Annotated in this window: 22 protein-coding genes and 1 tRNA gene; 9 read left to right on the forward strand and 14 right to left on the reverse strand. The window is 60.2% G+C overall.

The features are described from left to right. Nucleotides 1-91 precede the first annotated feature (91 nt). Nucleotides 92-1,129 (forward strand): LysR family transcriptional regulator, encoded by a 1,038-nt coding sequence (locus tag FN369_RS07500; protein ID WP_142525558.1) that lies wholly within the window; start codon nucleotides 92-94, stop codon nucleotides 1,127-1,129. On the opposite strand, the gene FN369_RS07505 is transcribed toward FN369_RS07500, so the two are convergent. Both FN369_RS07505 and FN369_RS07510 read right to left on the reverse strand, forming a co-directional pair. Beyond that, nucleotides 1,020-2,309, reverse strand: a complete 1,290-nt coding sequence (locus FN369_RS07505) for an NAD(P)/FAD-dependent oxidoreductase (protein ID WP_142525559.1) — start codon at nucleotides 2,307-2,309, stop codon at nucleotides 1,020-1,022. The genes FN369_RS07500 and FN369_RS07505 overlap by 110 nt on opposite strands. Further along, complete coding sequence (locus FN369_RS07510; protein ID WP_142525560.1) at nucleotides 2,306-2,581, reverse strand: acyl carrier protein; 276 nt, start codon at nucleotides 2,579-2,581, stop codon at nucleotides 2,306-2,308. Before FN369_RS07510 ends, FN369_RS07505 begins: the two co-directional genes overlap by 4 nt. 219 nt (nucleotides 2,582-2,800) lie before the next feature. On the opposite strand from FN369_RS07510, the gene FN369_RS07515 reads away from it, so the two are divergent. Together FN369_RS07515 and FN369_RS07520 are read left to right on the forward strand one after the other, a co-directional pair. Beyond that, nucleotides 2,801-4,027 (forward strand): beta-ketoacyl-[acyl-carrier-protein] synthase family protein, encoded by a 1,227-nt coding sequence (locus FN369_RS07515; protein WP_178087743.1) that lies wholly within the window; start codon nucleotides 2,801-2,803, stop codon nucleotides 4,025-4,027. A gap of 4 nt (nucleotides 4,028-4,031) precedes the next feature. Continuing rightward, nucleotides 4,032-5,132, forward strand: a complete 1,101-nt coding sequence (locus FN369_RS07520; RefSeq protein ID WP_178087744.1) for a beta-ketoacyl synthase N-terminal-like domain-containing protein — start codon at nucleotides 4,032-4,034, stop codon at nucleotides 5,130-5,132. Here the strand turns inward: FN369_RS07520 and FN369_RS07525 are convergent. The 3 genes from FN369_RS07525 to FN369_RS07535 all read right to left on the reverse strand — a co-directional run bounded on the left by FN369_RS07525 (nucleotide 5,013) and on the right by FN369_RS07535 (nucleotide 8,739). Further along, nucleotides 5,013-6,293, reverse strand: coding sequence for a cation:proton antiporter (locus FN369_RS07525; RefSeq protein ID WP_178087745.1), 1,281 nt, complete (start codon nucleotides 6,291-6,293; stop codon nucleotides 5,013-5,015). The two genes, FN369_RS07520 and FN369_RS07525, sit on opposite strands and share 120 nt — an antisense overlap. Continuing rightward, the gene (locus tag FN369_RS07530) at nucleotides 6,290-7,420 is read right to left on the reverse strand and encodes a biotin synthase BioB (protein ID WP_142525564.1); all 1,131 of its coding nucleotides are present in this window, start codon (nucleotides 7,418-7,420) and stop codon (nucleotides 6,290-6,292) included. The genes FN369_RS07525 and FN369_RS07530 overlap by 4 nt, the downstream gene beginning before the upstream one ends. A gap of 710 nt (nucleotides 7,421-8,130) precedes the next feature. Continuing rightward, nucleotides 8,131-8,739, reverse strand: coding sequence for a hypothetical protein (locus tag FN369_RS07535; protein ID WP_142525565.1), 609 nt, complete (start codon nucleotides 8,737-8,739; stop codon nucleotides 8,131-8,133). 310 nt (nucleotides 8,740-9,049) lie between these two features. Here FN369_RS07535 and FN369_RS07540 point away from each other — a divergent pair, with 310 nt between their 5' ends. Further along, on the forward strand, nucleotides 9,050-10,489 hold the full coding sequence (locus FN369_RS07540; RefSeq protein WP_281290936.1) for a class I adenylate-forming enzyme family protein: 1,440 nt from the start codon (nucleotides 9,050-9,052) through the stop codon (nucleotides 10,487-10,489). On the opposite strand, the gene FN369_RS07545 is transcribed toward FN369_RS07540, so the two are convergent. Then, nucleotides 10,387-10,812: a 3-hydroxyacyl-ACP dehydratase FabZ family protein gene (locus FN369_RS07545; RefSeq protein ID WP_142525567.1), complete on the reverse strand. Its 426-nt coding sequence runs from the start codon at nucleotides 10,810-10,812 to the stop codon at nucleotides 10,387-10,389. The two genes, FN369_RS07540 and FN369_RS07545, sit on opposite strands and share 103 nt — an antisense overlap. After that, nucleotides 10,809-11,303, reverse strand: a complete 495-nt coding sequence (locus FN369_RS07550; RefSeq protein ID WP_142525568.1) for a hypothetical protein — start codon at nucleotides 11,301-11,303, stop codon at nucleotides 10,809-10,811. The genes FN369_RS07545 and FN369_RS07550 overlap by 4 nt, the downstream gene beginning before the upstream one ends. Nucleotides 11,304-11,488: 185 nt before the next feature. Here FN369_RS07550 and FN369_RS07555 point away from each other — a divergent pair, with 185 nt between their 5' ends. Further along, nucleotides 11,489-12,163 carry a lipid-binding SYLF domain-containing protein gene (locus FN369_RS07555; RefSeq protein ID WP_142525569.1) on the forward strand — a complete coding sequence of 225 codons (675 nt, stop codon included), beginning with the start codon at nucleotides 11,489-11,491 and terminating at the stop codon, nucleotides 12,161-12,163. Between the two features lie 89 nt (nucleotides 12,164-12,252). Here the strand turns inward: FN369_RS07555 and ispF are convergent, their stop codons facing one another. Then, nucleotides 12,253-12,729, reverse strand: coding sequence for a 2-C-methyl-D-erythritol 2,4-cyclodiphosphate synthase (gene ispF / locus FN369_RS07560; protein WP_142525570.1), 477 nt, complete (start codon nucleotides 12,727-12,729; stop codon nucleotides 12,253-12,255). 110 nt (nucleotides 12,730-12,839) lie between these two features. Between ispF and FN369_RS07565 the strand changes: the two genes are divergently transcribed. Further along, nucleotides 12,840-13,751, forward strand: coding sequence for an NAD(P)-dependent oxidoreductase (locus FN369_RS07565; RefSeq protein ID WP_142525571.1), 912 nt, complete (start codon nucleotides 12,840-12,842; stop codon nucleotides 13,749-13,751). Here FN369_RS07565 and FN369_RS07570 read toward each other — a convergent pair. After that, the gene (locus FN369_RS07570) at nucleotides 13,738-13,938 is read right to left on the reverse strand and encodes a hypothetical protein (RefSeq protein WP_142525572.1); all 201 of its coding nucleotides are present in this window, start codon (nucleotides 13,936-13,938) and stop codon (nucleotides 13,738-13,740) included. The two genes, FN369_RS07565 and FN369_RS07570, sit on opposite strands and share 14 nt — an antisense overlap. 152 nt (nucleotides 13,939-14,090) lie before the next feature. Between FN369_RS07570 and FN369_RS07575 the strand changes: the two genes are divergently transcribed. After that, nucleotides 14,091-14,166: transfer RNA gene (locus tag FN369_RS07575), tRNA-Glu, on the forward strand. Between the two features lie 41 nt (nucleotides 14,167-14,207). After that, nucleotides 14,208-14,630 (forward strand): secondary thiamine-phosphate synthase enzyme YjbQ, encoded by a 423-nt coding sequence (locus FN369_RS07580; protein ID WP_246189613.1) that lies wholly within the window; start codon nucleotides 14,208-14,210, stop codon nucleotides 14,628-14,630. A gap of 3 nt (nucleotides 14,631-14,633) precedes the next feature. On the opposite strand, the gene FN369_RS07585 is transcribed toward FN369_RS07580, so the two are convergent. After that, nucleotides 14,634-16,331: a sensor histidine kinase gene (locus FN369_RS07585; RefSeq protein WP_142525574.1), complete on the reverse strand. Its 1,698-nt coding sequence runs from the start codon at nucleotides 16,329-16,331 to the stop codon at nucleotides 14,634-14,636. Continuing rightward, nucleotides 16,328-19,099 (reverse strand): [protein-PII] uridylyltransferase, encoded by a 2,772-nt coding sequence (glnD, locus tag FN369_RS07590; protein WP_142525575.1) that lies wholly within the window; start codon nucleotides 19,097-19,099, stop codon nucleotides 16,328-16,330. The genes FN369_RS07585 and glnD overlap by 4 nt, the downstream gene beginning before the upstream one ends. Nucleotides 19,100-19,118: 19 nt before the next feature. On the opposite strand from glnD, the gene FN369_RS07595 reads away from it, so the two are divergent. Continuing rightward, nucleotides 19,119-19,859, forward strand: coding sequence for a pyridoxine 5'-phosphate synthase (locus FN369_RS07595; protein ID WP_142525578.1), 741 nt, complete (start codon nucleotides 19,119-19,121; stop codon nucleotides 19,857-19,859). 6 nt (nucleotides 19,860-19,865) lie between these two features. Here FN369_RS07595 and FN369_RS07600 read toward each other — a convergent pair whose 3' ends face one another. The 3 genes from FN369_RS07600 to FN369_RS07610 all read right to left on the reverse strand — a co-directional run. Then, a complete protein-coding gene (locus FN369_RS07600; RefSeq protein WP_178087746.1) occupies nucleotides 19,866-20,813 on the reverse strand; it encodes a helix-turn-helix transcriptional regulator in 948 nt (315 codons plus the stop codon). Between the two features lie 26 nt (nucleotides 20,814-20,839). Beyond that, nucleotides 20,840-21,553 (reverse strand): response regulator, encoded by a 714-nt coding sequence (locus tag FN369_RS07605; RefSeq protein ID WP_142525577.1) that lies wholly within the window; start codon nucleotides 21,551-21,553, stop codon nucleotides 20,840-20,842. Continuing rightward, nucleotides 21,553-22,198: sensor histidine kinase (locus tag FN369_RS07610; protein WP_246189614.1), on the reverse strand; the 646-nt coding region annotated here is incomplete at its 5' end. The genes FN369_RS07610 and FN369_RS07605, both read right to left, overlap by 1 nt.

The raw sequence follows: 22,198 nt of genomic DNA on the forward strand, positions 1-22,198 counted from the left end.
CGTCGCCCCCCGCTCTGTTTTCTCTGCTTTATAGAATCTTTCTTTGAATAATTCTATTTCATTATTTTAATGTTTTTCATAAATGTTGCATATGGATATAACATTACAACAACTCCGGGTTTTCGAGGCGGTCGCTCATCATCGCAGCTTTACGAAAGCCGCTGGAGCGGTCCATTTGACACAACCGGCGGTTTCGATCGCGATCAAGCGCCTCGAAGAGTCCGTGGGTCTGCCGCTCTTCGAGCGCATTGGGAAGAAAATCTACCTTACCCGGATCGGAGAGACCCTGGCGGAGCAAATTCGCGTCATCCATCGGGAGATCGACGCCTTGAGCAACCTCGTCCTGGCGGTCCAAGGGGAAGTGCAAGGTCCTCTGCGCGTAGCCGGTGTCACCACCTCGAAATATTTTATGCCTCACCTGCTCGGCGCATTCGTTCGCCTCTATCCCGGCGTGCGACCGAGCCTGCTAGTCACAAATCGGGCGCAGGTGCTCCAACGGCTTGCTGAAAATCGCGACGACCTCGTCATCATGGGGCAAGTGCCTCAAGGACTCGCAGTGGAAGCCTTCCCTTTTTTGGATAACTCTCTCGTCGTCGTCGGTTGGGCGGACCATCCACTCGCGGGCAGACGAAATATCCCGCTGCGAGACTTGCTCCAAGAACGATTCTTGAGTCGAGAGCCGGGTTCCGGAACGCGCGCCGCCATCGACCAAGCGTTCCGATCGGAAAAGATGTCCATCGAGCCTTATATGGAGCTTGGAAGCAGCGAAGCGATCAAGCAGGCCGTGATCGCCGGATTAGGCATCTCCGTGCTTTCCGCACGCAATATCCGTCTCGAGGTCGAACAGGGTCGCCTCCGGATCCTGGATGTCTGCGGTTTTCCGATGCGAAGGCACTGGTATGCCGTTCATCCGAAAGGGAAACAACTCTCTCGGGCGGCGGAGACCTTTCTCGCCTTTCTTCGCACGGAGGGCGCGGCCTTGCTGGAAGAAAAGCGGGACGCCTCAACCTCCTCACCGGCTAAGTCGAAACGGGGGAGTTCGCAGGCAATCCCGCGTTCGAGCGAAAGTCGAGGGCCGGAGCCAAGCGCAAATGCCGTTGGATCCCGCAAAGCAGGTAAAAAAGCTTGATCCTGAGCCAAAGCGATAAATGGAGATCCGTACTCCCCGCCAAGAGGTGAATGATGGCATCTTTCATCGCCGGCGGTGGATGGGGCGTCATCAAAACTTCGAACGCACGGTCGTCGTAGAAGATCCGAATCATCTCCGCAAAGCGCTGTGCAAAGGAATGAATTCGCTGGGTGAATTCTCGCTGCTCAGCCGCCGAAAGGCCGTTTGGCTCGTCCCCCTGGCGCAGAATCATCTCGGCAGCCGCTACTCCACCTTCCAAAGCGACCGTTACCCCGGAAGAAAAGACGGGATCCAAAAATCCGGCGGCGTCTCCCGCCGCCAACCACCGGGAACCGGCGAGTCGTTCTAACCGATAGGTATAGTCGGCCGTGGTCCGATAGGGACTCATCGCCTCCGCCTTTTCCAGCCGAAAGCGAAGCTCGCGGCTTTTCCGCACCGTTTCCTCGAAGAGTTGCCGAGGGCCGGATTTTCGATCTTGAAACTCCGAAAGAGGTCTTACCATACCCACCGACGTCTTTTCTTCATCGAGTGGAATGAACCAAAACCAGCCGTTCGGCAGACGCACCACGGTGATGTTTCCCGCGGCCCTTCCCGGGTTCCGCCTGACATTGCGAAAATGAGCATAGACCGCCATCTTCTTCGGAATCCCCAAATCGGTCCTGGGGAGGTTTAACACCTTGCTGAGGAAAGGTTCTCGCCCCGTCGCATCTATCAACCATCTCCCTTCGACTCGCTCGCGCTTTCCCGCTCGTTCGCAATCGACCTCCACGCCATCGCGGCCCTCCCGGAAGCCTCGCGCGGTCGCCCCCGAAAGGATGGTGGCCCCAGAATCCTTGGCGTGATCGAGGAGAAGGGCGTCGAACTTCGCCCGCTCCACTTGAAACGTCTTGTCATAAGGCTCAGCCAAGCTGTCCGCGAACCAAAACCGCCGAAAAGACATCCCGTTGCTTAAGACAAATTCCGCACCCGGTTTGATCATGAACCCGGCGTTTTTTATCTTTTCCCAAGCTCCGATTCGCACCAGCACGCGGTTGGCGAAGGGCAGAAGCGATTCTCCGATATGAAAACGAGGGAACGTCTCTTTCTCCAAAAGCACCACTTTCGTGCCTTGCCGAGCAAGGAGACTTGCGGCAGCGCTTCCGGCCGGGCCGCCGCCCACAATGATCACCGGATCGCTCATTTCCCCTCAAGGCTTTGCTGCGCCAGGAGCCACGCTCGCAAGGTGGATAGATTCTCCAGCGCCTTTCGTGCTTCTTCGGGCTCTCGGATGGTGACTCCGTACCGGCGTTCCAGTTCCGCGGTCAGTTGCAAGGCATCGATCGAGTCGAGACCGATGCCGTCGGGACCGAAAAACGGAGTCTCTTCCCCGATGCTCTCGATTGGAATGCGGAGCATGCAGCATTCCACCAGCAGAGAGCGCAGCTCGTCGTAGGTAACCAACAGGTTTGTCATCCAGGTAAAAAGATCTGGTGCTGTATAGAAAACAGTGGACCGGAAGTCTACCCGGAATTTCAGATTTCGCAAAGCCGGCTTATCCGCAGACAATTGCGGAAGCAGCCTACCGCCGGCCGGCGAGCTCCTCCGTATCCCCCACTTTCGCCTTCTGCCCTCCGGCGAGTCGACGATCGCTCGTCTCCACTCCTTTTGCCTCGTAGAATGGAGTTCATGGCAATGAGCCGCACAACCGTTCCGGCGGTCGCGATAACCGGAATCGGGGCCGTCACGGCCCTTGGCGAAGATCTACCATCTTCCTGGAAAAGGGTCTTGGAGGGACCGGATGGTGCGCGACCGGTCGACCTCTTCGAAACGGAGGGGTGCCGGTGTCGGTCGGCAGCGCAAGCCGCAATGCCGCCTCTGTCCTCCTTGACTTCCAAGGAACTCGGAAGACTCCCTCGTGCCTCTCGGTTCGCCATTCCCGCGGCCCGGGAAGCCCTGGCTCAAGCGAATCTCTTATCCGCGGAGGGAAAGGTCCAATTGCCCGAGATCCCGCTCTGCCTCGCTACAACCGAAGGAGGCATGGAGTTCGGGGAGCGATTCCTCGAGGAACTCCGCATGGGAAGAAGCGGACATCTGCGCTGGGTAGGGCGCTACCAGCCGCAGCAACAATCGATCGATCTCCAACGGTACTTGGGTCTCCAGGGACGCTCCCTCGTGATCGCGAACTCCTGTTCCAGTGGAGCGGACGCCTTGGGCCATGCCGCGCAATTGATTTGGGCCGGTGAAAGCCCCTGCGTTCTCTCGGGCGGTTTCGAAGCCCTTGCCGAGACGGTCTTCGTCGGATTCGATTCGCTCCATATTCTGGCTACCGGGCGGTGCGCGCCCTTCGACCGAAAACGGACCGGCCTCCTGCTTGGAGAAGGAGCCGCTTTTCTTGTCTTGGAATCCTTGGAACATGCGCTTGCTCGGCGGGCCCAACCGCTCTGCCTGCTGAGCGGGTACGGGCAAGCCACGGATCGATATCATCTCACCCAGCCCTCCCCAGACGGGAGTGCTCTCTGTCGAGCCATGGAGTCCGCTCTCTGCCGAGAAGGCGTCCCTGCGGCGTCCATCGGATACCTAAACGCGCACGGGACCGGTACTCCCTTGAACGACGAAGCGGAGGGCCTGGCTTACTCTCGCTTTTTTGGAGATGGCTGGCAGAACCCGCGGATGAGCAGCACCAAGGCAATGACCGGCCACGCCTTGGGCGCGGCAGGCGCGATCGAGGCCGTCTTTGCCGTCCTCGCCTTGTGCACCGGCCGGCTGCCGCCGCAATGGAACTGTTCCGAGCCTCTTCCGGAGGTAGAGCGTGCTTTGGTGCAGCCCGGAGAGTTCCGCCCGCGCCTCGATCATGTAATGAGCGTCAATGTAGGCTTCGGCGGATCAAACGCCGCATTACTCTTTTCCCGTTATGGTTGATCGCTTGCCCCTCTACGTAAACGCGGTTGGCGCCGTTTCCGCTGCGGGGATCGGAGCCGAAAATCTCACGAAGTGCTGTCCACCCGCCGAAAAGGAGATGGCGCTCGCTTCTTCTCCAAACCGGAGCTTTCGGGTCTTTCTCGTCGATCGTTCCGATCCTCGGTGGAACACTTGGATGATGGAGCCGAGGCTTCGCCGAGCGGGTGCCATGGCCCAATTTTTCGCCGAAGCCGTTCGACAAGTGGTGGAGAACGTTCCCGAGCAAGAGAAATCTCGCATCGGGCTCATTGCGATCTTCAATAACGGAAGCATCGGCCATACCGTTCGTTTTGTCGCGGGTTACCGCGGGCAAGGCCGCCGTTTTGCCAGTCCCCTTCTCTTTCCCGAAACTGTCTACAATGCGGCCACGAGTCACGCCGCAGCCGTATTCGGACTCGGCGGCCCCTGCAGCACTCTCGTCGGCGACGAATCCGCCTGGATAGATGGGATCCGCATGGCTCGGGTCTGGCTCCGACTCGGACACGTTTCCACAGCGCTCGTCGTCGCCGCCGAAGAGCTTACTCCGGTGACCCTCGATGCTTACTACTCTGCCCGTTGGCTTCGAAGGAAGCGCCCTTTTCGACCTGCGGAGGGCTCAGCCGCCCTTCTTCTCACCGCCCACTCGCACCAAGCCCTCTTCGAGGTCCAAGAGGCGCCGACCAACCTTCCCTACCGCAACCGCCAGGAGCTGGTCCGGCTTGCGTCTGCGCTTGCCGCAGATCTTCCGCCAAACGTCCCCGCTTACCGCACGGCTCAGGCGTCTTGGCTCGGGTCGATCGAAAGGGCCGCTCTCCGCGACATCTCTCTTCTGGATCCCTACCCTTACTTGGGCGAAGCCTGGGCCGTCTCCGCCGGCTGGCATACGATTCGCGCCGCAAGCCTCCTCTCCGAGCGCCGTACAGAAATCCTCCTTCCGATCTGGGGCACTACGCACCAGCTCTCGTGGCTACAGCTCCGCCGGATCGGAAGTACCGCAGGGAGAGCGGACGCTTCCACCGCTTCGGCTGAGCGAATCGAGGCGACAAAGACCGCGCCTTCGAGCCCATTCCACGAGAGGGGAAGCTAGAATCGTCGTCACCAGCGTCATCAGGACGAGCATCGAAAACAATTCGGGACCGATCATTCCCCGTTCCCGCGCCATATTCGCGAACACAAGCTCCATCAAGCCCCGGGCATTCATCAAGGATCCGACGATCCAGGCGGCATCCCTCTCTTCGCCGGACCAGCGAGCCACCGCCCAGCAGCCAGCCCCCTTTCCGAACGAAGCCGCCAGCAAGAGCAGGGCCGCGGCGGCCAAGCCTTGGGGGGTTGCAACCAAATCCAACCGAGTGTTCATCCCCGAATAGGCAAAGAAGATCGGCACCAGGAAAGCTCCAACCAGGAAATCCATTTTCGACGCCAGCTCCTTCGTCAGCAGATTGCGCGGCATCGCTAGTCCGAGAAGGAAAGAGCCGAAAACCGCGTGCAGTCCCAACCGCTCCATGAGCGAAGACGCGAGCATCACCGACACCAGAACCAATCCGAACACCACCGGCGCGGACCGCCGTGTTCGTCTGACCCTCCGTGCCAGGGATTCCAGGCCGACTCGACCCACCGTCAAGACGAGCACCGCAAAAAGCAGCCCTCCCCCAGCCGCGATCGTCATCGCCCATCCATTTCCCGATTCGAATCCGAGCACCGCCGCGAACATCCCCCACGCAATCCCGTCGGTAATGGCTCCCGCTGCAACGACGAGATTGCCTACGTCGGTCCCCGCGAGCCCGCACTCTTGGACGATGCGCACAAGGACGGGGAAAGCCGTTACGCAGAGGGCCGTGCCGAGAAAACAGACTGCCACCGCCCGGGAAAGATGCGGAGCGAAGAACGAGCCGTCCCGCGGAAGGAAAAGAGCCAAGCAGCCACCGAGCAAGAAAGGAAGGATGATCCCGCCGGCGGCAATGGCGGCGGCGCGCGAGATGCGCCGGCGCTCGATCCCAAACTCCATTCCCGCGAGAAAGACAAAGAGCGAGATTCCCACCTGCCCCAGAGCCGAAAGCACGCTCGAGAATTCCTTGGGGAAAAGCCACTCTTCTGTCTTTGGGGCGACGCAACCCAGGACCGACGGACCGAGCAGGATGCCGGCGACCATTTCCCCCATCACAAGAGGCTGGCTAAGACGAGCCACCCCCCATCCCGCCGCTCGGCTCACCAGAAGGATTGTGGCGATCGGAAGAAAGATCTCCTTCACCGCCCGCCTCTGTGATTCGCTTCTCTCTGAAGGCCGGTCCAAATGGAAGAAGCATCCTCCGGAGTGGAGCGATCCGATGGGAGGCAAGGGGACGATGCGGACGGGGAACGAGAAAAGGCCAGCCAGCTCTCCCTGCGCGGCTCACAACCCGCCTCGTCGATCGCGCGCAAGACTCGCTCTTCGGTCATAATCCACCGATTTCGACGGTAGAGCGGATAATTCTCCCTCCAGGTGCTCGGCGTCAGATTGATCGTCGCAAGATTCGCTCCCGCCCGAAGCGCCTTCACATACCCCAAAGGGTCGAATAAGTTCATGGCGCTCACGGCGGGAATGATCCAGCGAGGCGAGGAGAGCCGGAGAGCCGCGACCACATTGAGCGTCTCGTCGAGGTCGGCCGCCCTCGCCGAGGAAAGAGGGGTTCCTTCACCGGGGACAAAAGGGCTCACGCTGCAGCCAGAGAGCGGTAGCGAAGCGAGGAGTTCGAGCGTCCTCACTGCCTGATCTGCCGTCTGGTTCGGCAGCCCGTAAATCAACCCTGAGGAGACGCTCCAACCCGTTCCGGCGAGATAGTGAATCGCCTCCAGCCGACGCTCGAGCGTTCCGGGACACTGAAAACGGCGGTATTGCTCGGGATCGCCGGTTTCCAACTTGATGATATAGCCCTGGGCGCCTGCTTGCCTCAGATCGTCGTAGAGACGAAAATCTACGGTTCCGAGACAGATGCTGATTCCCAGATCCGGTTTTTCCTTGGCTACCTCCTCGACGACCGGCAAGACCAATTCACGCAGGGCGACCGGATCTTCTCCCGCCTGGAAGTTCAGGTCGGTGATCGATGCCGGCAAGTCCTCGAGGATCGTCCGCAAAATCATCTCCCGCCCCAAGCGAAAACGGGCAAGCGTTTCGTTCTCCCGTCGCATCCCGCAATAGACGCAGTTCTGCCGACAAAAGTTCGAAACCTCGATGACCCCTCGAACAAAGATTCCATCGCCGAAATGATCCCGGCGCACCGCCTCCGCTCGAGCCCAGAGAGCGGCTCGCTCATGCGCTTCGGAGACCAGAACCGCTCTGCGCCAGTCTGTCTCGGCCGGAGGAAGCGTTCCGATCTCTCCGTTTGGTTCCTTTCTCATAATCCCGGCCCATGCCGACGTCACCGCTTACCACTCCTTCCCTTTGAAACGCAAAGGCGGATCCGGTCTCTTTTCTCCGAATAGAAGATCGCGCGCCAAGCCTATTGATATAAAAATTTACTATCCAACATCTTAATAAGATTTTCTTGATCCAAGAGCGCAACCCACGCAGGCTTTCTCCATGCGACGCAACACTGCCGCAGCTTCGCTCACCGTCACCTCGAGCGGAATCCTTGCCGCTCTTTGCCTTTTGACAACGCCGGTTTTTTCGGCGCATGCCTCCGCCGACGCTCCATCGTCGACCGACGCCTCTTCCGAATGGAAGACGACGCATTCGGATGAGGAGGGCGTCCCACCGCCCGGGGCGGGTACGAAATCGACGAGCAGGAATGTGGGTGCCGCCGCTTCCCGAACAAGCAGGAAACCCCCCGCAACACACTCGAATGCGAGCGGATCCAAGTCGAAGCAACCCTCTGGAAAAAAGAACCAACAGACTGCTGGCGAGGCGAAGCCGGAACCTTTCGGCATCCAGATCGAGAAACTCTTCCGAGGGATCGGAGCCGATTTGGAGGAATTCTTCGTCGGCACCCGCACGGTGGATAAAGACGACTAAGCGTTTCCGCGCAAACCTCTACGCCGGGTATGCGTACCCGGGAGCTTCTCCGAGAGCCTCTTCCGAGCGACTGCGCGCCAGCGCTCCGTCTACGAGCCTAGAAGAGCGGCGTCGTCCTCGCCGGAGCGGCCGATCGAACTCGGATTGTTGTCGCTCGGGAAGAACCGTTCGGATTCCCCAAGGTCGCCTTGCGGGCTCCGTTCCCACGGGAGCCCACCGCCGGATAGCTCTGTCCGACGAACCGATAGAATTGGATTCGGGAATACTCCTTCGGCCAAACATTCCAGAGAGATCCCGGTTGACGGAAATCGGAGTACCAGTTCCCGCGATAAAAGACCTCGATGTGGCCGCAATGGTGCCGCTTTCTCGGCAGAAGAATGCGGACGTCGTAGTTTCTCGGCTGCGCATTGGCCGAAGCCTTCACATAATAGCCGGTTTTCAGGAGCGGTTCTCCATATTCCTTCGCGTAATCTCGTCGATCGAGCTTTTTTCCGGTCAACTCTTCCAAAGCAACGCGCACAGCCCGGGCGCACATGCCATGCGATTGCCGATGTTTGGGGAGGGCCCGTTCGAAAGCCTTGTGATTCGGCTTCGCCGAGGCTCCGCAACCCATAGAGCCATGTGGAACGGTACCCGCCGACAGATTTCCAACCGCCGTGAACGAAAGCGCCAGACCACCGCAGAAAAGGATCTTGGAAAAACCCATTTGGGTACTGGGTTATGCCGAAAAGCGCGCGTCTGAGCAAGACTTTCTTCTTTTCTTAAGTTTTTCGACATCGTCCTCTCTGGCGAGCGCCGTCAATGGAGTTCGCAGCGGCGCAGAGAAACTGCTAAGGATTCTTGTGTCAGAACTTCCCACTCCTTTTGGAGGCCCATGGAACGGCATCGACTGGCGCCTGCCCCCGCGTTTTGGCAAGATCCAGTGCCTAGTGGGAAGAATTCCGGTGAATCGAAAGGCGAAAGGGGAGCGGAGCGGCGTGGCATCGCCCTTCCCGGCTTTCCGGAAAAAGAATGCCGTGGGAAGTCAAGCCGCATTTCCCAATGCCACTGCTCTCTGGAGACTGTGGGAAAAGACCGTCTCGCGATTGTCCGCAGAACCCGCCTTGCTTCCTGTGGAATCCAGAGAATGGATCCGCTTCCGCGATATCGATTCGACGGCCCGGCGATTCGCCCGTGAGCACCTAGCCGGAAGCTCACGAGCTTGGGTCGCGTTTTCGCTGCCGAATGGTCCCGAGTGGATCGCGGCCTTTCTTGCCTGCCAAGCGGCGGGCGCGGCGGCTATGCCTCTCGACGCGACGATCCCATTCGATGCCCGAGCATCGACGGCCCGTGCCTTGGGTGCCTCCTACCTTTGGACATCGAACGGCTTGGAGCCTCTCGACCCGCGGCGCCGCAGGGTCGGCTACGCGGTCGTCAAAACCAGCTCGGGAAGCCGCAGAGAGGCCGCCGCCCTTCCCTTTTCTGCGGAAGCGATGATTGAGGATGGGCAAAATACGGCCGCCGCGATGGGTACGAGCGAAAAGGACCGCGCCTTGGCCCTCCTACCTTTCGGCCATTCCTATGCGCTCGGGAGCGTAATTCTGCCACTTCTGCTTTGCGGTCTGCGAATCGTATCGGCGGAGGAGTTCCTCGCGAGTCAGATTCCGAGCTGGATCCGAAAATACGAGATTACCTTCTTCCCCTCTGTTCCCGATATCTGGCAGACCTTGGGGCGGCTGCCTAGCGCATCCCCCCCTCTCCCTTCGCTCCGACTCGCCGTTTCCGCCGGAGCAGTCCTCTCCGGAGAAACGGCCAGACGAATTTACGACCGCTTCTCGGTGAAGATTCACAGCCTTTACGGCTCTTCGGAGACCGGTAGCATCTGTTACGACGCCAGCGGCGACGCGACGCTCGAGGGCCGCTCCGTCGGGAGACCGCTTCCCCGCGTATCTGTAACGATCACTCCGTCGGGAAGGGTTTCGGTTTCCGGCCGCGCCCTCTACGGCCGGTGCAGGAGAGTGATCCTTCCGGATCTCGCCCAGTGGAATGTGGCAGGAGAGCTCCGCTTGCTGGGTCGGGCCGATCCGGCCGTCACGATCGGGGGCCGCAAAATCCATCCGGCGGAAATCGAAGCCGTTTTGCGACGCCTCCCCTCCGTGACGGACGCCCACGTCCGCTCGGTCCGAAGCGGCACCCGAACCTATCTAATCGCCGCCGTCGAAAGCCCGAGGAGCGCGGGCGAACTACTGGGACTTCTTGCGAAGTCGGCTCCATCCTGGAAGATTCCGCGCTTTCTCGTCTGCCTGCCACGCCTTCCCCGCAACGCCCGGGGAAAGGTAGAAGAGAGAACGCTGCGGGAGCTCTTCCATGAGACCTATCCGCAGCTCCGTTCCGCCGAAGAGAGCACGATCCGGCCGGCGGCAACGAGCTCATCCGATTCCCGGATCGCCACGGAAAACTCAGCCAACCTGCCGTAAGTGCGTTCCCTCTTGACCAGAATGAAAAGAGTCTGACCGGGCAGGACGGTCCGCACGAATTTGAAAGCAACGATCTGCGCGAGCAGGATGGCTCGGGGAGTCGCTCTTCCGAGAAGCTCGGACCAGAGGCAGCCTGCGGCTTGCGCTCCGCACTCGACGAGCAGGACCCCCGGAAAGATCGGCTCACCCGGGAAATGGTCGGCAAAGATCGAGAGCGACGGATCGAGAAATTTCCTTGCGCAAGCGCTTTCCGCCGCTCGATCGATCTCGACATCGTCGACGAAAGCAAAGCTGCGCCCGTGCGGCAATCGGGGCGTGCTCATACGGAATTGTCACAGAAGAGGAGAGGCCCTTCCTCTCCGCGCCCCGAAGGTGGAGCCGGGGAAAGGGCCGCCGTGGTAGAACGCAGCACCAGAACTGTGAAGCGCTCCCCGTGGATGGTGACGCTCAGATCGTCTCCACGGATCCAACTGCCCGGAAGATGCCGGGGTGCCAGCAACACGATGGCATCTCCCCCCCGCCGGCAGGCCTCCTGCGCAACGCGGAAAAGAGGTTGATGGGAAAGCCCCACCGTCTCGAACGAACGGAGCACTCCAAGGACTCGATAGGGCCTCCGCGGCATGCGAGACCAGACGGGCACATCCCTCTCCCCGATTCGATACACGGCCAGAACCCTCGCGCCCGCCTCGGGAGAAGGAGGCTCTCCCTTCCAGCGTTCGAAGGAGACATCACGAGCCTGGGCGAAGGGGGTGGAGAACAAGGCCCAGCCCGTCAGGAAGTGCGCGATCAGAATCCTTTTCGACCAAACGCCCATCGATCCTTTTCTCCCATTTCCGCCGTACCCTTCCCTCTTCCGGCCGGCCGCGGCACTTTAGAATCCCGCACGCGCCGATCGGAGGAGATGCCGAAAAATAGGAATAAGTTCTTGCTTGTCAACCGCCAGCCGCAAGGTAGCCTGAAGCAGCTCGCAATGCCACAACCAATTCAGGGAGAATACTCGTGAAGTCTCGTCCGCTTGTATTTGCTTGGTCGCTTCTCTTTTCCGTCGGCTGCCTCTTGACCGCTCCGCAAAGCTTCGCTTCTTGGAATCTACAGGATACCGTGCGGCAGGCCGCTGCAACCATTCATCAATTCAAGGAGGAAGGGAAAATCCCGAAGTCGGTCTTCGACCGAGCCAAAGGAATCGCCTTTCTGCGGATGACCAAAGGAGGCCTCGTCATTAGCGGAGAGTATGGCCGTGGACTCGTCGTCCAGAGGATTGGCAACGGCTGGTCCGGTCCCTCGGCCATCTCTAGCAGCGCCGTGGGAATCGGCGCGCAAATCGGCGGAAGCGAGACCAACTACGTCTTCGTGCTGAACAGCGATAGCGCCATCCGGCACTTTGCTCATGGCGGCAAGGTGCAGATGACCGGCGAAATGAGCGGAGTCGCCGGGCCCGAGAGTGAGCATGACGTCTTCCTCAAGCCGAAGAGGGCGGTCTATGTTTATCGCTCCACCGAAGGGTTGTTTGGAGGCATCGCCTTTTCTGGGACGGAGCTTCGCGAAGATCCCGATACCAACGAACGGTATTACCACCGTGCAGTTTCTGCCAGGGAAATCCTCTCGGGAAAGGTCCCTCCCCCCCAGCGTGCGAACGTCCTATTGAACGCCCTCAACGCTCCCTATCCGAAATAGCGAGAAAATCGGCTCCCTTTCCCCTCGGCTCCGTGAGGAATCGAGGCTCGGGTATCTGGGGTGGAAGCCGGTGGAAGCTTCTCGACCGTTCACGCCTTTTCGACGGAGGCGACGGCCATGGCGGCCATCCCTTCCCCTCGCCCGGGGAAGCCCATTCCTTCGTTTGTCGTGGCCTTGATTCCGATTCGGGAGGACTCGATGCCGAGAGCCTGCGAAACGGCCGCACGCATCTCCTCGAGGTACGGGCCGATCTTCGGCGCCTCAGCGATCAGCGACGCATCGATATTCTCGATGGCCCACCCTTTGCGATGCAGCAGCTCCCGGATGCGCTCCAAAAAGATCAAGCTGGAGACTCCTTCCCAGCGCGAATCGGAATTCGGAAAAAAGTGGCCGATGTCTCGCTCCCCGATCGCTCCAAGGAGAGCGTCGGCAATCGCGTGGAGCAGCACATCGCCATCGGAATGGCCGTGGAGCCCCTTTTCCGATGGAATCGCTACCCCTCCTAGGACAAGCTTTCTTCCCGTCACCAGCCGGTGCGCATCGTATCCGATCCCAACTCGTCCCATCTCCCTCCCCTTCCGTTCGGCCTGCGTCGAATCGACCCCGGTTCGCCGTCGGCCCGCTTCTCAAAGCGCACTCTTTACCAACGCCTCCGTTCGCTCTATATCGGGAGTAGATGCTCCCGACAAGCCTAGCCCTCTTCGGGACCGGTCTCTTAGGCCACGGTGTCGCGCGGCGTTTCCTTGCAAGTGGTCTATCCGTAACGGTTTACAACCGCACTCGAGCCAAGGCCGAAGACCTCGGCATGCTCGGGGCCCGGCTCTCTTCCTCCGCTCAGGAGGCAGTGGAGGCCTCCGAGCTTTTGATTCTCTGCTTGTCGGATGCCGCGGCCATCCGGCAGACGGTATTTTCCCATTCCTGTCTTTCCCGCTTGTCGAAGCGGATCCTCTGTCAAATGGGAACCATCGGTCCGGAAGAGAGCCAGGAGATCGCTCGACTCGCATCGGCACAGGGAGCGCGCTATCTCGAAGCCCCTCTCCTGGGAAACGGCAAGGACGCGGAAGAAGGCCGGGCTCAAGTCATGATCGGGGCCGATCCGAAGGATTACGAACCGTGGCAAGAGCTGCTCGGCCTCCTCGGGCGTTGCCTTTGGATCGGGCCGGTGGGGAAAGCCGCGGCATTGAAGCTCGCCCTCAACCAGCTTATCGCGGCGGAAACGGCCGCCTTTGCACTCAGTCTCGGATTCGTCCGGCGTTCCGGCGTTCCGATCGAATCTTTTCTCCAGATCCTCAGAGAAAGCTCACTCTACTGCCCGACCTTCGACAAGAAGCTTGCGCGGATGTGGCAGCGAAACTTCGGGCAACCCAGCTTTTCGGTCCGTCTCCTCCTCAAAGATATCGATCTCTTTCTCGGCAACGCGGAACGTCTCGGCCTCCGGTCCGACGCCCTCGAGGGAGCTCGAGAGATCGTCCGCGAAGCGATGGAATCGGGCCGAGCCGACCTCGACTACTCCGCTCTGATCGACGTGATCGATCCCCTCTCCTCACTCGGCACCAAGCCTGAAGACCCCGTCCTTAGCCGGGCTTGAGCCCGGCCACGACGCGGCTCCCAAAGCCACTCGACCGCTTCTTGGCCGGCACTACCTGTCGATCTGGCCAAAAGCGATCCCGGACGAAAGAGAGGCAAGCGGCCTCCCTCAAGAAAGCTGCGGCATCGCGAAAGGGATGCGTCGCCGTTCGGAACTCCCCGGAAGCAAAGGAATCGTCGACGGTCATGATCGCTCCCGCTGGTCCGCTTCTCCCATGGGAACGTTCTCCTTGGCTCCGCTGGAGCGATCCGGAGAGCAGAGAACGTTCTCGCGTCTGGGCCGAAGAGCAAGCTTGCCAAGGAGGTGACACCGATTTAGTTGTTTTCAAGACTTACGGACGGCCCCATCATCTAGCTGGTTAGGATACGGCCCTCTCAAGGCCGGTGCACGGGTTCGAATCCCGTTGGGGCTACCAGTCGCGGATTCATGCCGACCTCAGCCAAGAGTGCAGACTCGTTGCCACGCTTCTCAAGGGCGGAATTGGAGATCTCCACCTCTCGACGCGCCGAGTTCGTCAACGTAACCTCCCGTCTGCAGGAGCTCGCCAATCGGAGCGGGTGGACGGAGGGTACCCTAACAGTTTTCGTCCCCCATACGACGGCGGGAATCACGATCCAGGAAGGAGCGGACCCCGATGTCGTGCACGATCTCCTCGGATGGCTCGAGGGTGCGGTTCCATGGACAAACCCTCTTTACCGACATGGGGAGGGGAATACCGCGGCGCACATCAAAGCAGCCCTCATGGGATCTTCCATTCGTTGCCTTCTGGAAGCAGGCCGTCTGCACCTCGGTACGTGGCAGGCGATCTTCTTTTGCGAGTTCGACGGGCCTCGCAGCCGTCGGCTCTGGGTCTCCTTCGAGCCGACTTCCCCGGGGTGAGTTTTACGGTTGCGCGAGGGGGAAGAGAAGAGAGAGTCGGCTTCCTTGCCCTAGAGCCGAATCGACTTCCACTTTCCCTCGATGATCTTCCATGATCTTGCGAACGATCGCCATCCCGATTCCCGTCCCCTGCGCTTTGCGGGTCAGGAAGGGAATAAAGAGGCCTTCCATCTCTTTCTGGCTCATTCCAGGCCCGCTATCCCGTACTTCCAGGGAGAGATAGGCGATCTCGTCCCGCTCCACCACGGAAGCTTCCAAGCCCAACGTGCCCCCTTTGCTCATCGCTTCCGCCGCGTTCAGGATCAGGTTGAGAAGCGCCTGCTCGATCTGACCGCGGTCGCCCCGGAGGGGAGGGACGGAAGTCGGAATCCTCTTTTCCACCTGGATTCCTTGCGCCGAAAGCTTGTGGCGCACCAAAAGAAGAATCTCCTCGAGCATCTGCTCGACGGAAATCGACTCCACCAGCGGTTGCGCCGACCGGCCGAGTGTCAGCACCTGCTCCGTGATTCGGTTCATTTGACGCAGCTTTGCGCCAATCACTCCCACGTCTTTTTGTATGCCGGGATCCTTCGGCAAACGATCCGCCAGCGTGTAGAAGAGCATTTGGATGACCGTGAGCGGATTGCGGATTTCATGCGCCACTTCCGTCGCCAGCAACCCCAAGGAGGAGAGCCGCTCCGACTGCCGGAGCCCTTCTTCGATCTTCATGATCTGCTGAATTAACCGCGCTTTTTGAATCGCCACCGTCGCAAGATCCGCGAGGGTTTGGAGCAGCTCGATTTCGCTCTTGGCAAAACGATGCCGTTGCGCCATGCAGACGCAAAGAACGCCGACCGGCTCGACGAACGAGAGAGGGACGGTCAGGACGGAGCGCAAGCCTCCTCCCCCCAGCCGGAGCTCCGGGCAATGTACATAGGGCTCTTCCTCTAAATCTAGAACCGCCAGCGGCTTCCCCTTTTTGACCACGACCGAGAAGACCGATTCGTCGACCGGGATCGCGAAGTCGCGTGGGAGATCGACCGCTTCTCCGAAGGCCGCCCGTAAGTCCAAACGCTCTTTATCCTCGGCAAGAAGAAACAGAAAAGACCTCGCTCCACCCATTAGAGAAGCGGCGTTCCTCACCACTCCATCGACGAGAGGATCCAAGCTGGAATGCGAAACCAGAGTCTGCGCCATCTCCACGAGCGAGCCGAGCTGCCTGGCTTTGTGACGGAAGCCTTCGATTTCCCAGCCCATGGCGAGCCATTGGGCCGCCTTCTCCGCCAGTCGAACGAGCTCTTGCTCATGAGCTCTGGTAAAATGGCCGACCCGGTGGCTGTCCACATTGAGCACACCGATCACCGTAGATCCGACCTCGACGGGAACGGCGAGCTCCGAGCGGATTCGAGGATCGATGGCGACATAGCGCCACTCCCGGCGGACGTCGGAGATCCGCATCGGCTTCCCTGTGGTCACCACCCAGCCGGTCACCCCTTCATCCGCCCGAAGCTTGGTTCGGCCTGCTCCCTTCCGGAGACCGACGGAAGCCTCAATGTCGAGAAAGCCCGTGCTCGGATTCAATAAAACGAAGGAGCCGCTATTCGCGCCCGTCTTCGCCAGGGCAAGTCGGACGAAGTGACGAATCACTCCGCGAGGATTCAGAAGGATCTGAATCTCTTCGGGTCGCACCCCTTCAAGAATCGACCGTCCCGCACCCCTCATATGCCCATGGCTTTGCGCAACCGCCGTGTAAGCCGTTCGATCTCTTTGTCCTCTTCCAACTTGCCGCCGTCTGCTTTTCGTAAATAAAAGGTGTCGAGGGCGGCTCCTTTTTCCGTTGCGATCCGGGCGGAAGCCACATCGATGCCGCTCGCCGCCAATGTGGAAGCGATCTTGTAGAGAAGTCCGGGCCGGTCGGGCGTCTCCAGGTCTAATATTGTGAAGCGGCGGCTGCTGCTGGTATCGAAATGGATCCGTGTGGGAAACTCCGCTTGGCGAATCCATTCGGGAAGACGCTCGACCTCTTTCTCGACAAGGGGAGAAAAATCGAACTCCTCGACGGAGAAGGCCTGCTCAAGGAGTCGGCAAAAGGGCGCCAAATAACGGTCGGCGGCGGCCGTCTGCCCTTGGGGAAGGCAGACCCAGAAAGTGTCGATCGCGATTCCGTCGCTGCGAGAATAGACATCGGCTCGCAAGATCGAGATCCCCAAGGCCGCAAAGCTCCCGCAGATCCGCGCGAAGACGCGGGCTCGGTCCCAGGTCACCACTACGATTTCGGAGTATCCCTGCTCCGACCGATCGATCCAGTCGACCACCGGGCAGAGACTCGGCTCTACGGCCACTACCTGCTGAACGAGAAACTCGTGAACGGCAACGAGATGCCGACGAATCCGCTCCTCTGGACAGTGAACGAAATAGCCCGCCGGGAGATTTGCGAAATGGGCGTCGACCTCCTCGACCGAGACCTCCGAGTTCCGTTGCTCTCGCATCCGCTCCGCGACTTCTTCCTTGGATCGTTTGGGCTCTCCCTCACCCGAGAGAGCGCGACCGAAAGAAGCGGACGCCGCTCGATAAAGTCGCCAGAGAAGAAGCTCCTTCCAGCTCGACCAAGAGTCGGAACCGGCGGTTCCCTCCGCGTCCACGAAGGTCAAGACCATGAGAAGATCGAGCCGTTCCTGGGTTCCGACCACGCGACAGAAGGTTTCGATCGTCTCTTTCTCCTCGAGATCCCTCCGAAGAGCCGTCTCCCACATCAGAAGGTGGTTGCTTGCCAGAAAGACCACCGTAGCAAGTTCCCGCGGCGGAAGCCGAAAGCGCTTCGCGACTCGCATCGCGTTCGTCGCGCTCTCCTCCGCGTGGTGCCGGCGGTTCATTGCGCGGCCGGTGTCGTGAAGCAAGATTGCCAGCGAAAGAAGATAGGGCCGTTCCACATTCTCGAGAAGAGGACGGAAGGCGGAAAAGGGAGGATCGGGATCGATCCAAATCCGGTCGAGCATCTCCAGGCAGCGCAAGGTATGCTCGTCGGCCGTGTAACGATGATAAAACTCATGCTGCACAAGGCAGGTCAAGGGTGCGAACTCCGGTACGAGGCGACCAAGGAGTCCGAGCTCGTGCATAGATCGCAGAACCCTTCCGACCCTCCCCTTGCTCGAAAGGAGGGCAAGCAGCATTTCTCGCGCTTCTTTCCTCTGCAGGAGAGGACCCCGCAAAAGAGGCAGCGCCCGGGTAATTTCCATCGCGAGACCCGGTCCGATTTCCACGCCGTGAAGCTCCGAGAGCACAAACGCCTTGAGGATGCGTAAGGGATTCTCGCGCAACCAGCGCCGCGGCGGCGACTCGAGCTTGCCCTCGATCAACGGAAATTCTTCGATATCTCCCTCTCCGGCTCGATTCGCTCCGGCGCTTACAGATTTTCGCCTCACCTTGACGAGGTCCTCGAAGACCAGCTTGCTCAATTGGTAGATCACGTGCGCATGCCGGTAATAGTCGCGCATGCACTCCTCGATCCGCCGCAGCAAGTTCGGTCCTTGATAATGGAGGCCTCCCGCAACCCTCGCCTGCAATCCGAGCGTCAAGAGATCGCTCGATCGTTTTTCGAGATAGTGCATCTCCGCGCGAACGCGGAGGAGGAAGTCGTAGGCTTGGTCCAGGTGTTTCCCTTCCTTCGAATCCAACCGCCCGCTTTTGACCAGCTGATCGGTCGAACCAATTCCCTCCCTCACGCGAAGAACCCAAAAAAGGTTCTGGTAATCCCGCAAGCTGCCGCAACCGTTTTTGACGTGAGGCTCCTGAACCAGAACGGTGCCCCCGTACTTCCCATGGCGCGCCCTCTGATCCTCCATTCGCCACTCTACGTATTCGTCTTCCCTCCCTTGCAGGCAGTTCTGCTCGAAGAGCATCTGAAACTCGTTCCAGAGCGCTTGCGGTCCGGCGATGAGGCGCGCTTCCAGCAAGGCGGTCTTGGTCAATAGGTCTTGATTGGCGTAGCCGACGATCTCTTCGAGCTGCCTCGTCGAATGTCCCACCTGAAGTCCGATGTCCCACAAGGTGTAGAGAATCTCCTGGACGATCTCGACGACGCGCTCTTCCTCCTCTTTCGTGCAAGCGCCGGAGAGAAAGAGGATGTCTACATCGCTGTAGGGACAGAGCTCGCCCCTTCCGAAGCCACCCACGGCGGCCAGCAAGAGAGGGGGAAGATCCTCCGCCGTCCGAAAAATCCGCTCGACTGTGGACCTCCAGAGATGCCGGAGCAAGGAAGTCAGAAGGGCGGCTTGGCGACGAGCCCGTGTCCTGCCCCCTTCCCCGAGGGAATGCTCCGTGCGAAGGGCGTGTAACTCCTGCCGGAGAAATTTCCGATAAAAGCCGGCGCGGTCGACGATCCGCTTCTCTCCGGAAACCAGCTCGCGTTCCGCTTCGCGCAGAGCTTTCTCCAGCGGTCTTAGGAGAGATGCGACCGGATCCGGAAGAATTTCCTTGTCAGGGTTTCCCATGAGCATTCAAAGACTCTCCATGGCTAGCTTGGGCGTTAATATCGATCACGTAGCAACGTTGCGACAAGCCCGGTATCGGGCAAATCCGTTTTCCCCGCTTGCGGAGCCCGACCCCCTGGAGGCGGCGCGGCTGGCGGAAGATGCAGGTGCCGCAGTCGTGACCGCTCACCTTCGGGAGGACAGACGCCATATGCAACCCGAGGACGTCCGCCGCATCCGCAGCGTGGTGCGGCGTTTGAATCTCGAGATGGCCTTTCTTCCCGAGATGATTTCCTTCGCCTGCCAGCTTCTCCCGGAGGAAGTCTGTCTGGTTCCCGAACGCCGGGAAGAGGTCACGACCGAAGGAGGGCTGAATCTCCTTGGGAGCGAAGAGCGCTTTTCTTCCGGCATCGCCCGACTGCGTTCCGCCGGAATCCTCGTGACGGCATTTATCGATCCCGATCCGGATCAGGTGCGGGCGGCGAAAAAAGCGGGAGCGGACTGCGTCGAACTTCATACCGGCGGCTATGCCAACGCGATTCATCCCGAGGCCGAAGAGACCGAGCTCGCCAAGCAGGCGGCCGCAGCCGAATTGGCCCGCTCGATCGGCTTAGAGGTCCATGCGGGCCACGGACTCACCTATCGCAATGTCCGTCGCTACGTGGCTCGTCTTCCCCAAGTGCGCACCCTGAACATCGGCCACTCCATCGTCTCCCGCGCCCTCTGGGTCGGATGGGAAAAGGCGATCCGGGAGATGGTCGCCCTGGCAGCGGGAGAATAGCGGGAGTCACCGGACTAACCGGGCCGGATTCGGATAGACACAGGGACAGCATCCCATGATCCGGCAAAAGGCCTTGCTGAAATGACTCAGGCTCGAATAGCCTACCGCCATAGCCGCCTCGGTGACATTGTGATCTCCATCCCGGAGGAGCTGGGCGGCCTTTTCGATGCGCAGCCTGCGCAGGTAGGCGGGGAGGGTCTCTCCCACATGGTCTGAAAAGATCCGGCTGAGGTAAAAGGGGCTGCAGCCGACTTCACGGGCCAGGGATTTCAAGCAGAGCGGCTCGGCCAAATGCGCCCGGAGATACTCTTGGGCTCGCTCGGTCCACCGTCGTCCGTTCCAACGGCGGCGTTGCTCCGACCTCGGAGGCGAATCCTCGAAGAGAACGGCTCCCGCCAGCTCCAGCGCGCGGCCCCAAAACCAGAGAGAGCGCGCCCGGCCGGGCAGATCGGGAGAGACCCAGTGATTCCAGGCGTGACCCCAATATCCTGGAAGGGGACGCGATCGCCCAACCAGAGGATCTTGGCACTGTCCCGCGAGCCACTTCCGGACCGCAGCCATCAGATTGTCCTCTAGCCCTTCGAGCTCCTTTGCCAGACAGGAGCGAGACCACTCGAAAGTCAAAAAACGATTCGATTCCCCGCCCGACCGCGTCGCCTCCAACCCATCCCGGCGTAGCGCGTAAAAACCGAAGCAGCCCGGGAGAAAGAGTGTGCTCTGCTTCCCTGCCCGTACCAATCCGTGTCCAGCGAAATTGACGCAGATTTCCAGGCTGTCCGGATGAAAGCTCCTCGCCCAGTCGACCGTTTTTGCGGCGGAAAAGTCGAGGGCTTCCACGCTCCAGCCTAGGCCGAAAATATCCCCTTCCAGCTGTCTCCACCCGCCGACAGCTTCCCAGATACGGGCTTCCAACGGCTTCTCTCGGAGGGCGGACATTCCCAAAAAACCTGCCACCAACCCATTCTAGGGGCAACCGGATTCTACTCAGGATCAAGCAACGCGAGGCGATATCCGACGCCCGGTTCGGTGAGCAGGAGAAGCGGCCGCGCGGGATCGCGCTCCAGCTTCTCCCGCAACCGGCCGATGTAGACGCGCAGATAGTGAGTCTGCTCGACAGATTTCGGACCCCAAACCTCTTGCAGGATCTGGCGATGAGTCAGCACCTTGCCCGCATGGCGGGCAAAAAGCCGCAGAAGAGCATATTCCGTCGCGGTTAAATGGAGCTCCTTCTTGTTTACCCACACGCGGCGGGCACTCAAATCGATCTCTAAAAGGCCGCTAGAGAAATTGGGGCTTTCGGCGGGACGAAGCGCACGGCGCAGCATCACCCGGATTCGCGCGAGCAGCTCCTCGAGCCCGAAAGGCTTCGTCAAATAGTCGTCTGCCCCGGCGTCGAGGGCGCTCACCTTTTCCTTTTCCTGGCCGAGAGCCGAAAGCACCAAAATCGGCACCTCGCTCCATTCGCGCACACGCCGGATCACTTCCACCCCGCTCGTGTCGGGAAGCAGAAGATCAAGGACGACCGCTTCCGGCCGGCTTTGCGCGACAGCCAAAACGCCCTCTTGCCCGCTTGCCGCTTCCACGGTCTGGTAGCCATGTCCCTCCAGAGCCATACGGAGTAGGCGCCGGATCTGCGGTTCATCATCGATCACGACGAGTCGAGCTGGATGCTCAGTGGTCGGTTCTGGTTGCATCACAAAGAAACTTTCGCAGAGGCAACCGCCTCCGGGGCTCGTTCTAGAGGAAAGAAGAGAGAAAACACCGCACCTCCCTCCGGCCGACTCGCCGCTTCGACCTTGCCCCCATGAGCCTCCACTACTCCCTTGACGATAGACAAGCCCAATCCCGTTCCGCCGGGAGGCGCTCCACTGCCTCGATAAAACTTATCAAAAAGTTGACCCTCGTTCTTCGAGCCCAGCCCCGGACCTCGATCGGCCACGCGGATGCACAACTGCCCTCGGGATCGGTCCTCCTCGACCGTCAGCTCGACGGGAGTAGCCGGCGGAGTATGCATCCCCGCGTTGAGCAAAAGATTGGTGAGAGCCTGTTGCACCAGGGGAAAGTCGATACGCACCAAGGGGAGATTGCTCGGAACCGTGATCCGGAGCTCTCGGCCTTTCAACTCTTTTTCGGTGTCTCGGAGCGCCGCATCCACCAAGTCCTTCACGTCACACCATTCTTTTTTTAGCGTAAAACCGCCGGAACTGATCCGAGCCATATCCAAGAGATTCTCCACGAGCCGATTCATGCGAGTCGAGGCCGATGCAATCTCCTCCAGGTAAACCGCCTCCGGCCCGAGCTTCCGCCGAGACTCCTCGGGGAGGCTCGAGACGGCCGCC

Source organism: Methylacidimicrobium cyclopophantes (genome assembly GCF_902143385.2).
Classification (GTDB): domain Bacteria; phylum Verrucomicrobiota; class Verrucomicrobiia; order Methylacidiphilales; family Methylacidiphilaceae; genus Methylacidimicrobium; species Methylacidimicrobium cyclopophantes.

What these genes read in the sequence shown, in the direction of transcription:
- FN369_RS07585 (WP_142525574.1), bottom strand. Translation starts at nt 16,331, where the DNA reads ATGAGGGGTGCGGGACGGTCGATTCTTGAAGGGGTGCGACCCGAAGAG.
- FN369_RS07530 (WP_142525564.1), bottom strand. Translation starts at nt 7,420, where the DNA reads ATGAGAAAGGAACCAAACGGAGAGATCGGAACGCTTCCTCCGGCCGAG.
- FN369_RS07605 (WP_142525577.1), bottom strand. Translation starts at nt 21,553, where the DNA reads ATGCAACCAGAACCGACCACTGAGCATCCAGCTCGACTCGTCGTGATC.
- FN369_RS07545 (WP_142525567.1), bottom strand. Translation starts at nt 10,812, where the DNA reads ATGAGCACGCCCCGATTGCCGCACGGGCGCAGCTTTGCTTTCGTCGAC.
- ispF (WP_142525570.1), bottom strand. Translation starts at nt 12,729, where the DNA reads ATGGGACGAGTTGGGATCGGATACGATGCGCACCGGCTGGTGACGGGA.
- FN369_RS07510 (WP_142525560.1), bottom strand. Translation starts at nt 2,581, where the DNA reads ATGACAAACCTGTTGGTTACCTACGACGAGCTGCGCTCTCTGCTGGTG.
- FN369_RS07505 (WP_142525559.1), bottom strand. Translation starts at nt 2,309, where the DNA reads ATGAGCGATCCGGTGATCATTGTGGGCGGCGGCCCGGCCGGAAGCGCT.
- FN369_RS07535 (WP_142525565.1), bottom strand. Translation starts at nt 8,739, where the DNA reads ATGGGTTTTTCCAAGATCCTTTTCTGCGGTGGTCTGGCGCTTTCGTTC.
- FN369_RS07570 (WP_142525572.1), bottom strand. Translation starts at nt 13,938, where the DNA reads ATGACCGTCGACGATTCCTTTGCTTCCGGGGAGTTCCGAACGGCGACG.
- FN369_RS07550 (WP_142525568.1), bottom strand. Translation starts at nt 11,303, where the DNA reads ATGGGCGTTTGGTCGAAAAGGATTCTGATCGCGCACTTCCTGACGGGC.
- FN369_RS07515 (WP_178087743.1), top strand. Translation starts at nt 2,801, where the DNA reads ATGAGCCGCACAACCGTTCCGGCGGTCGCGATAACCGGAATCGGGGCC.
- FN369_RS07565 (WP_142525571.1), top strand. Translation starts at nt 12,840, where the DNA reads ATGCTCCCGACAAGCCTAGCCCTCTTCGGGACCGGTCTCTTAGGCCAC.
- FN369_RS07500 (WP_142525558.1), top strand. Translation starts at nt 92, where the DNA reads ATGGATATAACATTACAACAACTCCGGGTTTTCGAGGCGGTCGCTCAT.
- FN369_RS07595 (WP_142525578.1), top strand. Translation starts at nt 19,119, where the DNA reads ATGGCTAGCTTGGGCGTTAATATCGATCACGTAGCAACGTTGCGACAA.
- glnD (WP_142525575.1), bottom strand. Translation starts at nt 19,099, where the DNA reads ATGGGAAACCCTGACAAGGAAATTCTTCCGGATCCGGTCGCATCTCTC.